The sequence below is a fragment of the Mesorhizobium sp. LHD-90 genome, from assembly GCF_030929505.1.
Taxonomy (GTDB): domain Bacteria; phylum Pseudomonadota; class Alphaproteobacteria; order Rhizobiales; family Rhizobiaceae; genus Kumtagia.
Map to the genome: position 1 here is coordinate 1 of NZ_JAVFVV010000011.1, position 13445 is coordinate 13445.

Genomic DNA, 13445 nt, shown 5'->3' on the forward strand with positions numbered 1-13445 from the left:
AAGCCGCTCGTCCATGACACAAGTCTCTCGCCATCCCATCGCCGGTCCTCCCGGCGGACAAGAAAACTGTCACCCATGCTTCAGGTCCATTCTGTTACCTATCTATCAGGGTCGGACACGGGCCACCTCTCCCCCATGAAGAATGGGGGAGAGGAGCGCTGGCCGCAAGGTTGGCGCCAATCGCTGAAGCTGCTCTCCTCTCCCCCGGTCAGAGGGAGAGGTGGCCCGAAGGGCCGGTGAGGGGGGTGGTGCCGAGACGAACCGGCGAAGCCGGTTCGGATGGGATAGACCCCAATGCGTCGGGCGCAAGTTCGTCGCGAGCCGGCCGTGATGGAATACGGTCAATGAACTTATTTAGCCGGCAAATCTCCGTCCGAAATTCAAGCAAGCGCCTGGTTTGAACGGAAGAGCCTCAGCCAGGGGCCGGCGTGGAAGACGCTCATCAGCAGGTACATCGCCGTCATCCCGCTCAGCGGCGAGGCGCCGATGCAAAGCATCTCGGCCGGACCGCCCAGCGTGCCGGTCAGCAACGCCATGAGCGCGAAGGTCGGCGCCGCGGCGAGCGCCAGTCCGTCGACCGCGCGCGGAGCCAGCCAGGCGGCTGGCTTCGGAAGAGCCACGCCGCCGCCCGCGACCGGGAGCGACGGCCCGGCCGGCCGCAGCGCGGCGCCGCCGCGGCTGGCCTCGCGGCTGTCGGGGCCGCCGCAACAGGGGTGGCTCATGGCTTTGCGTCCTGGTTGCGGAAAGCCTTCTCGCCGGCGTCCGATATCTCGACCCACTTCTGGTCGGGGGCCGCGTCCTCGACGTAGGAATCGTGCCAGTTCCACCACTTGTAGGTCTGGGTCTGAGGATAGCCGTCGGGTGAATCTTCCCACACCTCCTGGCGGCCGAGCGGCGTGATGTCGAGATAGTTCCACGTGCCGCCCATCTGCTCGTCGCCGCGGTTGTTGAGGTAATAGGTGCGGAAGACACGGTCACCGTCGCGGATGAACACGTTGGTGCCGTGCCATTCGTCGACGCCGAAATCCTTGTCGAAACTGTCGGTTACCGTGACCCACGGCATCTCCCAGCCCATGCGCTTCTTCAGCCCGGCGATGTCGGCCTGCGGCGCGCGCGAGGCGAAGACCAGCGTGGTGTCGCGGGCGTTGAGGTGGGCGACATGGGCGACCTGGTCGGCCACCATCGAGCAGCCCCGGCAGGCACGGTCCGGCCAGCCGTAGACGCCCGGCTCGTAGAAGGCGCGGTAGACGATGAGCTGGCGACGACCCTCGAACAGATCGAGAAGGGTCGCCTTGCCGTCCGGCCCCTCGAACACATAGTCGTTCCTGACCGCCATCCACGGCATCCGCCGGCGCTCGGCGGCAAGCGCGTCGCGGGCGCGGGTCTGAACCTTCTCTTTCACGAGCAGCTTTTCGTGCGCCGCCTCCCACTCCTTGGGCGAGACGACGGGTGGGGTGTGCATGGTTGCGGCCTTGCGGCCGTTCGTGGCTGATGTAGTCATGGCAATATCCTCCTGGCTTGAGCGAATTTCGCGCCTCGATGCCGACGCGCTTCCAATTCGCTGCAACCGTCTGGTGTTGACAGTGAGATAGATTTGGCCGCGGAGACGGAAAGGTGCGAGTAACAAATCTGACGGGATTGCGATGGACTCGCTGATCACGGCCGCGGCGCAAGCGCTCTCGGCCGGCGATCCGCTCGGCGCGCTGAAGCGGGTGGCGCTGCGCGACGATGCACCGGCATTGGCGCTGCGGGGCATCGCCATGGCGCAGCTCGGCGACTTCGCGCGCGCCAAGGCGCTGCTCAAAAGCGCGGCGCGCGCATTCGGCCCGAAGGAGGCGGTAGCGCGCGCCCGCTGCACCGTCGCCGAGGCCGAGATCGCACTCGTCTCGCGCGACCTCTCCTTCCCGGCCAAGGGGCTGGACGCGGCGCGCAGGACGCTCGAGGCGCATGGCGACCGGGTCAATGCCGCGCATGCCCGCAATCTCGAGGTGCGGCGCCTGCTGCTGATCGGCCGCCTCGACGAGGCCGAGCGGATGCTGGCCGCGCACGACTCGGTGCCGTTGCCACCGGCCTCGCGGGTTGCTCGCGAACTGGCGGCGGCCGGCATTGCGATCCGCCGCCTGCAGACGAAGGCGGCGCGCGCCGCGCTTGTCCGGGCCGGGCAGGCCGCGCGCCACGCGCATATCCCGGCGCTGACGGCGGAGGTCGAAAGCGCCGCGCAGGCGATGACCGCGCCGGCGGCAAGGCTGATCGCAGGCGGCACGCAACGGCCGCTTCTGCTCGACGAGGTCGAGGCGCTGCTGGCGTCGGGCGCGCTGGTCGTGGACGCCTGCCGCAACGTCGCGCGCCTCGACGGGGCCGTGGTGCCGCTGTCGACGCGCCCGGTGCTGTTTTCGCTGCTGCGCGCGCTGGGCGAGGCCTGGCCGGCCGACGTGCCGCGCAGCACGCTTATCGCCCGCGCCTTCCGGGGAAAGGACGCCGACGAATCGCACCGCGCGCGCCTGCGGGTCGAGATGGGGCGGTTGCGCGCCGAGCTGACGGGGCTGGCCGACGTGAGCGCCACCGGCGACGGTTTTGCGCTGGAGCCGCGCCATGACCGTGAGGTCGTGGTGCTGGCGCCGCCGGCCGACGAGCGGCATGCGCCGGTGCTCGCCCTGCTCGCCGACGGCGAGGCGTGGTCGAGTTCGGCGCTGGCGATCGCGCTGGGCGCCAGCGCGCGCACCGTGCAGCGAGCGCTGGAGCAGCTTGCGGCGGCGGGCAAGGCGCAGTCGTTCGGCCGCGGCCGGGCGCAGCGCTGGCTGACGCCGCCGGTGCCGGGTTTCCCGTCAGCCTTGTTACTCCCCGGGCCGCTGCCGAGCGACTAGTGTCAAAAGCACAGCCATCACCAAGGACAGGACCATGAAACAGTCAGTCGCCGAGATCCTAAGGGAATATGGGCCCTTTCCCGGGGTCGAGCACGTCGCCGGCGTCACCTTCGACGGCGAGCATGTCTGGTTCGCCTCGGGCGACAGGCTCAACGCCCTCGATCCGGCCAGCGGCAAGACGGTGCGCGCGATCGACGTCGCCGCGCATGCCGGAACGGCCTTCGACGGCCGGCATCTCTATCAGATCGCCGAGGATCGCATCCACAAGATCGATCCCCGCAGTGGCGCCGTGCTCGCCACCATCCCGGCGCCCGGCAGGGGCGGCGATTCGGGGCTGGCCTGGGCCGAAGGAGCTCTCTGGGTGGGCGAGTACCGGGCCCGCAAGATCCACCAGATCGACCCCGAGACCGGGGCGGTGCTGCGCACCATCGAGTCGAACCGCTTCGTCACCGGGGTGAGCTGGGTCGACGGCGAACTTTGGCACGCCACGTGGGAAGGCGACGAGAGCGACGTGCGGCGCATCGACCGCGAGACGGGCGAGATTCTGGAGCGGCTCGACATGCCGCCGGGAACAGCCGTGTCGGGGCTGGAATCCGATGGCGGCGACCGGTTCTTCTGCGGCGGCGGCAAGAGCGGGATGGTGCGGGCGATCCGCCGGCCCAAGAAGCGGTAGTCGGACGACCGCAGCCATGCGGCACAAAAGCCCCATCACATCAACGGTTGTTTGCTTCGACCGTCGGGCGGATGTCGCACGAGCGCCTGTCACGCGTCGAATTCACGCGAGCTTGTCCGGGCCATGGTGCCATTCTGCCTGCCAGCCCTCCTGGATCGGAAGGCGCGCAACCGCCGGGACGCCGGCCTCCGAGGGATGTGCCGATGTCGCGACTGGTGCTGGTCTACGAACCGGAAGACGCCTGCCGAACGCGCCTCGCCCGGCAGGGTTTTCCCCCGCACCACGCCCTCGAAATCTCTTCCTACCTGGCCCAAAGCACCGATCTCGCGCTCGAATTTCCGGCCATCGACAAGGCCTGCGCGGCACGTGGCGTCGACTTTGTGCCGGTGCCGCTCGACGAGGCCCGGTCGGTCCTGACCGGTGTGGACCCGGCTGCGACGCTAGTGTGGACGCTGACCGACGGCATCGCCTATTTCCGCGGCGGCGCGGCGCCAGCAATGGCCCGGCTTGGCGGCCTGCACACCATCGGCGCCGACGATTCGCTGTTCGCGCTCTGCCAGGACAAGTTCCGTTCAGGCGCGGTGCTCTCCGCGCTTGGCCTGCCCGTGCCGCCCGCCGGCCTGGCGCGCGACGGAAAATGGCTGGTGGAACCGCCGGTTTCGTCGTCTGGCTATTTCGTCAAGCCGAACCGGCTCGGCGCCAAGATCGGCATCTGGCCGGATTCTCGCTGCCGTCGCGCCGAGGACGCGCTGGAACTCAGCCGCCGCGTCCATTCCGCCTATCGCGACGATGTCGTGGTGCAGCCCTATGTTGCGGGCCGTAACGTGCGCGCCAGTTTCCTCGGCGTCGATCCCGATGCCGGTGTCGAAGCACTGGGTGTTTTCTTCGTCGACTCTGGCGGGGATTTCCAGACCATGGCCGATTCGATGGCGCTCTATGGCGACACCGGGGCCGCCGCCAAGGCGGCAGATGCCTATGACGAACCGGATCTCGTTCCGGTTGCTGCGAGTCAGCCAGGGGCCGATCGGCGTATCCGCGAGATTGCCCGGGCGCTTATGGAGGCGCTCGGCGTCAAGGACGTGTTCTCGATGGATTTCCGGGTCGAAGCCGACGATACGGTGCATCTCATCGAGTTCGAGGTGTGCCCCGGTCTGCCCTGTTTCGATTTCCGCGCCTATTGCCGGTCGCAATGGGGGCTTTCGCTTCCGGACGCGATGGCCGAGACGGCGGCGCGGCGGCTTATGGCAGCCGCCTCAACCTGAACGGTCACGCACGCCGGACAAGATGCGACCATTGAACCGGCTGTCAGAACTCGCGGCCAAGCTTCGCGTCGACCGAATGCCGGTTGGCGCCGCGCACCGCGAAGAAGATCAAGATCGCCGTCCAGGGTTCATCCCGCGATCCGCTCATAGAGTTCCCTGGATACCGTGATGCCGTGTCTCTCGGCCCGCTCGCGCGCCTTTGCCTTCGCCGGTCCGGGAACATGAACGCCATAGCTGCCGGACAACCGCGACAGTTGCGCGGCCATGCGCGTGGCAAAATCCGGATCGACCAGCGCCGGTGCGATGGCCAGCACGAACAGGCCGGTGCCGGGGTTTTCGCTGCCTTTCGAGATGGACGCGGCGTCGAGCGACCATTTCGCGCCGGAAACGCCAGCAGACAGCACCTCCACCATCAGCGCCAGGTTGGCGCCACGCGCTCCTCCGAAAGCAAGCAGTGCGCCGGCCATCGCCTTTTCCGGATCGGTTGTCGGGTTGCCGTCGGCGTCGAGCGCCCAGCCGGACGGAATCGGCCGATTTTCCCGCGCCGCCTGCCTGACGTTGACGAAAGCGGTGGCGCTCGACGACTGGTCGATCAAGAGCGGCGGGCCGCCGGCGACGGGCGCCGCGAAGGCCATCGGATTGGTGCAATAGACCGGCCGCGTGGCGCCGGAGCCGGCCAACAGGGCGGGCCCGTTGGTGGCAGCCAACCCGACCAGTCCCACTTCGGCCAGCCGCGCGGCAAAGGGCCCTAGCGCGCCGCAAGTATAGGCGTTTTTCTGGACGAACAGCGCCAGCCCGAAACTTTTCGCAGTGGCGACGAGATCGTCGAAGGCACGGTCGAAGCCGGGATGCGCCGCGCCGCCCCGGGCGTCGGACAGGATGATGGCCGGCGCCGGGCGGGTGATGAGCGGCGTCGCTCGACCGTCGATGCGGCCTTCGCGCAGCGACGCAAGGTAGTCGATGAAGTGCCCGAGGCCGACGGAGGCCTGACCTTCCGCCTCGGCCCGTACTGCCGCCACCGCGATCGACCGCGCCAGTTCCGGATTGGCGCCAGCCCGTATGGCGGCCTCTTCGCAGAGGTCGCGGGCCTTGCCGATCGTAAGGGTCACGGTGTTCGTGTCGGTCATCCGAGCCTCACGGGAATGCGTGACTCCAGCTTGCGCAGGAGCAGGACGAGAATGCCGGTGATCGTCAGATAGACGAGCGACAGCAGCAGCAGCGGTTCGTAGATGATGTAGGTTTCCTGTCGGACGCGGGAGGCCACGCCATAGATTTCCATCATGGTGATCGTGGCCACCAGCGGCGTCGCCTTGAGCTGCAGGATCGTCTCGCCGGCCAGCGTCGGCAGCGCCCTTTGCAGCGCCTGTTTCAGCCAGATGCGGCGGAAGATGGTGAAGCGCGACATGCCGAAAGCGCGCCCGGCCTCGAGCTGGCCGCGCGGCACGCCGGCGAATGCGCCGCGCATCACCTCGCCCTCATATCCGGCGTAGGAGAGCGTCAGCGCGAGCAGGCCGTAGGGCCATGCCTGGCGCAGGATCGGCCACAGGAACGACTCCCGTATCCAGGGATACTGCGCAGACAGCGCCCCAAGCCCGAAATAAAGCAGCCAGAGTTGCAGCAGCAGCGGCGTGCCGCGGATGATGGTGCAGAACACCAGTGCCGGCACGCTGAGGATTTTTGGGCCGGTCACCTGCACGAAACCCAGCGGTATGGCGAGAGCCAGTCCGAACGCGCATGACAGCACGAGCAGCCAGATCGTGCGCCAGATGCCCTGCGCGGCAAGGCCGAGATAGTTCGGCACCCAATCCCAGCGCAACGCGAAGATGCAATAGACAACGATCGCCAGCGCGATCAGGATCAGCACGATGCGATGCGGCTGCAGCCAGCCGAGCGCGCGCTGATATCGGGTTCCGTCGATCAGCGCCGTATCCGCCATCAATGCGCTCCGGCCAGAGCGGGCATGCCGCGCCGCGCCCAGCGTTCGATGCGGGCGATGATGACATTGGAGAGCAGCGTCAGCGCCAGATAAAGCGCGCCGGCCGCCGTGAAGAAGGTCAGATAGGCTTTCGTCGCACTGCCTGCGTTGCGCGCCATCTGCGTCAGTTCATCGACGCCGATGAGCGCCAGCAGCGCCGTCTCCTTGGTGGCGATCAGCCAGAGATTGGCGAGCCCGGGAATGGCAAAGGGCAGCATGGCGGGAATGGTGATGCGCCGCAGCATCAAACCGGGCGGCATGCCGTAGGCGCGCGCCGCCTCGACCTGGCCCTGCGGGATCGCAAGGATCGCGCCACGCAACACTTCCGTCGAATAGGCGCCCTGCACGACGCCGAGAACGCCGATGCCGGCAGGAATGCCGCCGATGTCGATCGGCCCCCAGCCGGCCGCCGCCAGTGCCTGGTTGATCAGGTCGGTGCCGGCATAAAAGATAATCAGGATGAGCACCAGGTCCGGGATGGCGCGGACCAGTGTCGTGTAGATCGCCAGCAGGTCGCGAACGACCGGACCGCCATAGAGCTTGCCATAGGCGCCGCAGATGCCGATCAACAGCCCCAGGCTGAACGCGCCGACGGCGACGATGACGGAATTCCGCAGCCCATAGAGCAGGCTGGCTCCACGCCCGAAACTGCCGAACGACAGCAGTTCGAGGGTGCTGGCGCCGAAGAGCGATGTGAGAACGTCGTGCAGAAGCTGCCCTCCGGTCCGATGCCCGATCGATCCTCCGAGCGGTCAAGGGACGCGGCCGGTCGGGCTGCGTTCCTTGACGATGGCGGGATCAGTTCGACTGCGCCGCCGCGCCGTAGACGTCGAAGTCGAAATATTTCTTGGTGATCTCGGCATATTTGCCGTTGTCGCGGATCGCCTTGATGCCGGCGTTGATCTTGTCCTTCAGTGCCGCGTCATCCTTGCGCAAGCCGGCGCCGACGCCGGGCCCAAGCACTTCGTCATCGGGGGCGACGTAGCCCTTGAGATCGCAGCAGGCCTTGCCGCCGTCCGACTTCAGGAAAGCGTCGAGCGCGATCGAATCCGCCTGAGTGGCGTCGATGCGGCCGGCGGAGAGATCCTGGTTGGCCTCGTCCTGGGTCTGGTATTCCTTGATCTCGGCCGCCTCGGTGAAGTGCTTCTTGGCATAGGCGGCATGCACGGTCGACACCTGCACGCCGACGATCTTGCCCTTCAGCCCTTCCGGCGAAGCATCGAACTTCTGGTCCTTCGAGCCGATCACGGCGGTCGGCGTGTTATAATATTTGTCGGAGAAGTCGATGGTCTTCTTGCGCTCGTCGGTGATCGACATGGAGTTCATGATCGCGTCGATCTTCTTCGAGGTCAGCGCCGGGATCAGGCCGTCCCACGGGATCGGCGTCAGCACGCAGTCCAGCTTCTGCTCGGCGCAGATGGCGTTGACGATCTCGACTTCCCACCCGCCCCAGTTGCCGGAAGCGTCCTGCGAATAGAAGGGCGGATAGGCCTCCGGCGAAAAGCCCACCTTGACCTGCTCTGCCTGCGCCGCGCCGGCGCCGAGGACCAGGCCCACAGCCGTGGCAAGGACTGCCAACATCTTGTTCATGTTCAAGAATCTCCCATTTTTGTCGTTGGTGTTCCTTCCCCCGCCCTAGTGGATGTTGCGGAGAAACTGTTTCAGGCGGTCCGATTTCGGCGCGCCAAAAAGCTGTTCGGGCGGGCCTTCCTCCTCGACCAGCCCATTGTAGAGATAGACGACGTGGCTCGCGACCTGCCGCGCGAACTTCATCTCATGGGTGACCAGCACCATGGTGCGGCCCTCTTTCGCCAGGTCGCCGATGACCCTCAGCACCTCGCCGACGAGTTCGGGATCGAGCGCCGAGGTCGGCTCGTCGAACAGCATGACGCGCGGCTGGATGGCGAGCGCCCGGGCGATCGCGCCGCGCTGCTGCTGGCCGCCGGACATGAAGGACGGATAGACATCGCGTTTTTCGGCGAGGCCGACGCGGGCGAGCAGCTTTTCGGCTGTTGCCACCGCCTCGTCGCGCGGGACGCCGAGCACATGGATCGGCACTTCGATGATGTTTTCGAGCAGCGTCATGTGGCTCCAGAGGTTGAAATTCTGGAACACCATGCCGAGGCGCGAGCGGATGCGCTCGATCTGCCGGCGATCGGCGGGAACCGAGCCGCCATGCCCGTCCGGCTTGAGTTTGATCTCCTCGCCATTGACGCGGATGATGCCGCTGGTGGGGTTTTCCAGGCAGTTGATGCAGCGCAGCAGCGTCGACTTGCCGGAGCCGCTGCCGCCGATGATGGCGACCACTTCGCCGTCGCGGGCCGACAGCGAGACACCCTTCAGCACATGCAGCGGGCCGAATCTCTTGTGCAGGTTCTCGATATGGATCGCTTCGGCGGCGGCGCTGCCGCCGGTCCCGGGAGACGCATCGACCTCGACCGCGGTCATGAGCGGCCGCCCCCATACACAACCTTGAATCGCCGGTGCACTTGTTACGCAACCTTGGCTCTGTTCCCCGACAGCAGAATGGACTTTCCCCGACGCCTCCGTCAACCCGGCATCGCCGGAGCGATCCAGCGCACCGGATTGTTGCAGCGCGGCGGAAATCCGCCTTGGCGGGGTAAACCGGGATGCTTCCCGCGAGGTCGAAGTTCCGCCTGTCGTCGTCAGGCGTGCCTATACATGACGTCCGTCCGCAGCACGTATTTGCGGCCCGAAATCACCTCGTCGCCGCGATGCTCGAGCGGATGATAGAAGACCAACGCCATCCCTTTCCTTGGCTTCACTTCGAGGCCGAAGCCCGAATAGCCTGGTATCTCGCCGCGAAACGAAGTGCCGCCGCCCTCGAAGCCATCCGAGAGGTAGATCTTGAAGGTAAGCGCCGACTGGTCAAGATGGCTGAAGCCTCTGGGACTGTATCAGGTTTGGAGTAGGTAGCCCATTGACACTAGGATTAAATTCCCTTATATTGACACGACGATACATTTCTGACTCACTCGAATCATGGCTCGCTATCCAAAATTGAACGCTGCGGCTCACTACATAATCTCCCGTTGCCAGCCGGCAGATTTGGGTGCGACTAAGCTTAACAAGATTTTGTGGTTTGCCGACGTCGAATATTTCGAACGCTATGGCAAGTCGATTACGGGGGACGAATATGTCAAGCGTCAGTTTGGGCCCGTTCCCAAGCACGCGCCTATGGCTACCCGCGAGCTGGAAGAAAGCGGCCTGATCGTGAGCCGTGAAGTTGATTACTTTGGCAAGCCAAAGAAGGAGTTCTGGTCCCTCCAAGAAGCCGACATTACAGGATTTGATCCCAATGCAATCGCAATCATAGACAAAATGATTGACTGGGTTTGCATCGATCACACTGCTACGTCCATAAGTGACAAAACCCACAATATTCTCTGGGAATCCGCCGAAATGGGCGAAGTAATACCGCTCGGCGCGGCCCTTGCTTATCGTTCGGCTGAAATTACCGAAGAAGATATCGCCTGGGCTTACCGGGAGCTTGAAGCCGCTGAATGAGAGTTGGACCGGGAAGCCGCGGCGCGTTTGAAGTTGTCGAGGCTCCAGCCGTCACCAAGTTGATTGGACAGGCGATAGCGGCCGATCCACGTATCGCGGATCTTTGGGACGGTCTGATCTGGCTGATCGCCAGAAGCGGCCATAAGATTGGCGAGCCTATAACCTTTCAAGGCAAGGCTCATCGCATTTACAAGACCTTACCTACGAGGTCAGGGCTTCCATCGTTGCGAATTGTCTATTTTCACGACATCGGCCGTTTTACCATCAAGATACTGTCGATCAGCTATTCCTGATCACCCCCGCAAAACCCCGCCGGTCTGCTTCCTGACATTCTCGACGATCCGCCCCGCCAGCGCCTCGAAATCCTCGTCGGTGAGCGTGCGCTCGGCCGGCTGGATGGCGACTTCGATCGCCACGGATTTTTTGCCCTCTCCGAGCGAAGAACCCTCGAAAATGTCGAAGACCGAGACGCCGGCAATCAGCTTCTTGTCGGCGGCGGTGGCGGCGCGGACGATCGTGCCGGCCTCGACGCCGCGGTCGACGACGAAGGCGAAGTCGCGCCTCACCGCCTGGAAAGCGGACAATTCCAGCTTCGGTTTGGTGCGGGTCGGCTTGGCTTTCGGCTCCGGGATGGCGTCGACGAAAACCTCGAAGCCGCAGAGCGGGCCGGAGACGTCGAGAGTCTCCAGCGTTTTCGGATGGAACTCGCCGAACGTGCCGAGCACGGTCTTTGGGCCGAGCTTGATCGTGCCCGAGCGGCCGGGATGATACCAGGCTGGGCCGCCGGCCTCGATCTGCAGTTTTTCCACCGGCGCGCCACAGGCCTCGAGCGCCGCGATAGCATCGGCCTTGGCGTCGAAGACGCCGACCGGCTGCGCGTTGCCGGACCAGTTGCGGCCCGCGCCGTCGAGTTTTGCCGTGCCGCGCCGCACGCCGGCGGCGACGCGACGCTGGTCCGACGGCGTGTCGCCCTCATAGGTGCCCGACACTTCGAACAAAGCGACATCACCGAAACCGCGATCGGCGTTGCGCTGCGCCGCGGCGATCAGGCCGGGCAGCAGCGAGGGCCGCATGTCCGACATGTCGGCGGCGATCGGGTTCACCAGTTTCAGTTCGGCCTTGCCGCCGCCGAACGCTTCGGCGTGTTTCTGCGGGATGAACGACCAGGTGACGGCCTCCATCATACCGCGCACGGCGAGCGCGCGTTTGGCCGCGCGGCTGCGGATCTGCAGCGTTGTCAGGATTTTTCCGTTCACGGCCTCGTGGTTCGCCATCGGCTGCGGCGCGATTTCGTCGACGCCGTGGATGCGCATGACCTCCTCCACCAGATCGGCCTTGCCGTCGACATCCGGCCGCCAGGACGGGACGGCGACATCCAGGTTGGTCCTTCCGCTAAGCACCTCGAAACCCAGCCGCCGCAGGATCGACACGCTCTCGTCCGCCGGAACGTCAAGACCCGTCAGGCGCTTCACCTCGTCCGTCGGGAAGAGGATGATCTTCGGATCGTAGCCGGCATAACCCACCATCTCGGTCTCCGTCGGTGTGCCGCCGCACAGGTCAAGCACCATCCTGGTCGCTAGTTCCAGTCCGCGCACCATCATCTCCGGATCGACGCCGCGCTCGAAGCGGTAGCGCGCGTCGGTGATGATGCCCAGCGTGCGGCCGGTGCGGGCGATGTTCAGCGGCGCCCAGAGAGCGGATTCGATCAGCACGTCGGTGGTGGCTTCATCGCAGCCGGAATGCTCGCCGCCCATGACGCCGGCGATCGATTCCACGCCCGTCTCGTCGGCAATAACGCACATCTCCGGCGTCAGCGTGTATTCGCGGCCGTCCAGCGCCAGCACCTTCTCCCCGTCATTGGCGCGGCGTACGACAAGATTGCCGGCGACCTTCTTGGCATCGAAGACGTGGAGGGGCCGGCCGCGGTCGAAAGTGATGTAGTTGGTGATGTCAACCAGCGCGTTGATGGGGCGCAGGCCGATGGCGAGCAGCCGCTGCTGCAGCCATTTCGGCGATGGGCCGTTCTTGACGCCGCGCACGAGGCGCAGCGCGAAGCCGGGACAGAGGTCCGGCGCTTCGATGGTCAGCTTCACCGGGCATTCGCCCTCGCCGGCGACAGCCTCGATGGCCGGCGTCTTCAGCCGGCCGAGGCCGCTGGCGGCGAGGTCGCGGGCGATGCCGTGGATGCCGGTGGCGTCCGGACGGTTGGGGGTCAGGTTGATCTCGATGACCGGGTCGTCGAGCTTCGCCCAGCTTGCGTAGGGCTGGCCGACCGGCGCGTCGGCGGGCAGCTCGATGATGCCGTCATGCTCATCCGAAAGCTCCAGTTCGCGCTCGGAACACATCATGCCGCGGCTTTCGACGCCTCTGATCTTGCCGATCGCCAGCGTGATGCCGCTGCCGGGGATGTAGGCGCCCGGCGCGGCGAAGGCGCCGACCAGGCCGGCCCTCGCATTGGGCGCGCCGCAGACCACCTGCACCGGAGCCTTGCCGTCGCCGGTGTCGACCATCAAGACGCGCAGCTTGTCGGCGTCGGGGTGCTTTTCCGCCGTGATCACCTTGGCAATCATGAACGGTTTCAGCCCGGCCTTGTCGTCGACCGACTCGACTTCGAGCCCGATCGAGGTCAGCCGCTCGACAATTTTTTCGAACGAAGCGTCGGTCTCGAGGTGATCCTTGAGCCAGGAGAGGGTGAGTTTCATGCGTCGGTTCCGTCGGGTCTGGGTACGCTGGTCCTGGCGTGGCGCGGCAGGCCGTCCGGCATGTGGACGAAGGGTAGCTGCGAGCGCACGTAGGCATGATGGGTTGGGCGGTAGAGGGCGGGCTGGTCCATCGCGCCGAGCATAAAATAGATGCGGTCGCCGATGCGGGCGTCCGTGTAGGCGATTGGGGAACCGCAGACGCCGCAGAAACTGCGGGTCACCGTGCCGTTGTCGAAACGGGCGAGCCCGTTGCCGCGGATCGCAACCTCGTCGGCCATGAAGCCGACATAGGCCGCAACCGGCGCGCCGGTGGCCCGACGGCAGTCGGTGCAATGGCAATAGCTGACGTGATGCGGCTCGGCGCTGGCCTCGAACCGCACCGCGCCGCAGCGGCATCCGCCGGTATGATTGCTTTCATCGGACATGGTTTTTCCGGAACCC

14 protein-coding genes are annotated in these 13445 nt (G+C 65.7%); 5 read left to right on the top strand and 9 right to left on the bottom strand.

Going from position 1 to position 13445, the window contains the following annotated elements:
• Positions 1-380: 380 nt before the first annotated feature.
• A complete protein-coding gene (locus RB623_RS16450) occupies positions 381-722 on the bottom strand; it encodes a hypothetical protein (RefSeq protein WP_308057994.1) in 342 nt (113 codons plus the stop codon).
• Entirely contained in the window at positions 719-1501 is a 783-nt protein-coding gene (locus RB623_RS16455) for a thioredoxin family protein (protein ID WP_308057995.1), read from the bottom strand. Before RB623_RS16455 ends, RB623_RS16450 begins: the two co-directional genes overlap by 4 nt.
• A 142-nt stretch (positions 1502-1643) precedes the next feature.
• Between RB623_RS16455 and RB623_RS16460 the strand changes: the two genes are divergently transcribed.
• The 3 genes from RB623_RS16460 (at position 1644) to RB623_RS16470 (ending at position 4799) form a co-directional block, all read left to right on the top strand.
• On the top strand, positions 1644-2864 hold the full coding sequence (locus RB623_RS16460; RefSeq protein WP_308057996.1) for a helix-turn-helix domain-containing protein: 1221 nt from the start codon (positions 1644-1646) through the stop codon (positions 2862-2864).
• 34 nt (positions 2865-2898) lie between these two features.
• On the top strand, positions 2899-3537 hold the full coding sequence (locus RB623_RS16465) for a PQQ-binding-like beta-propeller repeat protein (protein ID WP_308057997.1): 639 nt from the start codon (positions 2899-2901) through the stop codon (positions 3535-3537).
• 203 nt (positions 3538-3740) lie between these two features.
• The gene (locus RB623_RS16470) at positions 3741-4799 is read left to right on the top strand and encodes a D-alanine:D-lactate ligase-like protein (RefSeq protein ID WP_308057998.1); all 1059 of its coding nucleotides are present in this window, start codon (positions 3741-3743) and stop codon (positions 4797-4799) included.
• A gap of 128 nt (positions 4800-4927) precedes the next feature.
• Here RB623_RS16470 and RB623_RS16475 read toward each other — a convergent pair whose 3' ends face one another.
• From RB623_RS16475 to RB623_RS16495, 5 genes are all read right to left on the bottom strand, one after another.
• On the bottom strand, positions 4928-5926 hold the full coding sequence (locus RB623_RS16475; protein WP_308057999.1) for an Ldh family oxidoreductase: 999 nt from the start codon (positions 5924-5926) through the stop codon (positions 4928-4930).
• Positions 5923-6735 (bottom strand): ABC transporter permease subunit, encoded by an 813-nt coding sequence (locus RB623_RS16480; protein ID WP_308058000.1) that lies wholly within the window; start codon positions 6733-6735, stop codon positions 5923-5925. Before RB623_RS16480 ends, RB623_RS16475 begins: the two co-directional genes overlap by 4 nt.
• Positions 6735-7439: an ABC transporter permease subunit gene (locus RB623_RS16485; RefSeq protein WP_308058223.1), complete on the bottom strand. Its 705-nt coding sequence runs from the start codon at positions 7437-7439 to the stop codon at positions 6735-6737. The genes RB623_RS16480 and RB623_RS16485 overlap by 1 nt, the downstream gene beginning before the upstream one ends.
• 133 nt (positions 7440-7572) lie before the next feature.
• Positions 7573-8355, bottom strand: a complete 783-nt coding sequence (locus tag RB623_RS16490; RefSeq protein ID WP_308058224.1) for a transporter substrate-binding domain-containing protein — start codon at positions 8353-8355, stop codon at positions 7573-7575.
• Positions 8356-8409: 54 nt separating this feature from the next.
• Complete coding sequence (locus RB623_RS16495) at positions 8410-9222, bottom strand: ABC transporter ATP-binding protein (RefSeq protein WP_308058001.1); 813 nt, start codon at positions 9220-9222, stop codon at positions 8410-8412.
• Positions 9223-9777: 555 nt separating this feature from the next.
• On the opposite strand from RB623_RS16495, the gene RB623_RS16500 reads away from it, so the two are divergent.
• Both RB623_RS16500 and RB623_RS16505 read left to right on the top strand, forming a co-directional pair.
• Positions 9778-10302, top strand: coding sequence for a Panacea domain-containing protein (locus RB623_RS16500; protein ID WP_308058002.1), 525 nt, complete (start codon positions 9778-9780; stop codon positions 10300-10302).
• The gene (locus tag RB623_RS16505; protein WP_308058003.1) at positions 10299-10595 is read left to right on the top strand and encodes a hypothetical protein; all 297 of its coding nucleotides are present in this window, start codon (positions 10299-10301) and stop codon (positions 10593-10595) included. The genes RB623_RS16500 and RB623_RS16505 overlap by 4 nt, the downstream gene beginning before the upstream one ends.
• On the opposite strand, the gene pheT is transcribed toward RB623_RS16505, so the two are convergent.
• Both pheT and RB623_RS16515 read right to left on the bottom strand, forming a co-directional pair.
• Complete coding sequence (pheT, locus tag RB623_RS16510) at positions 10596-13004, bottom strand: phenylalanine--tRNA ligase subunit beta (protein WP_308058004.1); 2409 nt, start codon at positions 13002-13004, stop codon at positions 10596-10598.
• On the bottom strand, positions 13001-13429 hold the full coding sequence (locus RB623_RS16515; protein ID WP_308058005.1) for a GFA family protein: 429 nt from the start codon (positions 13427-13429) through the stop codon (positions 13001-13003). Before RB623_RS16515 ends, pheT begins: the two co-directional genes overlap by 4 nt.
• Positions 13430-13445 lie beyond the last annotated feature (16 nt).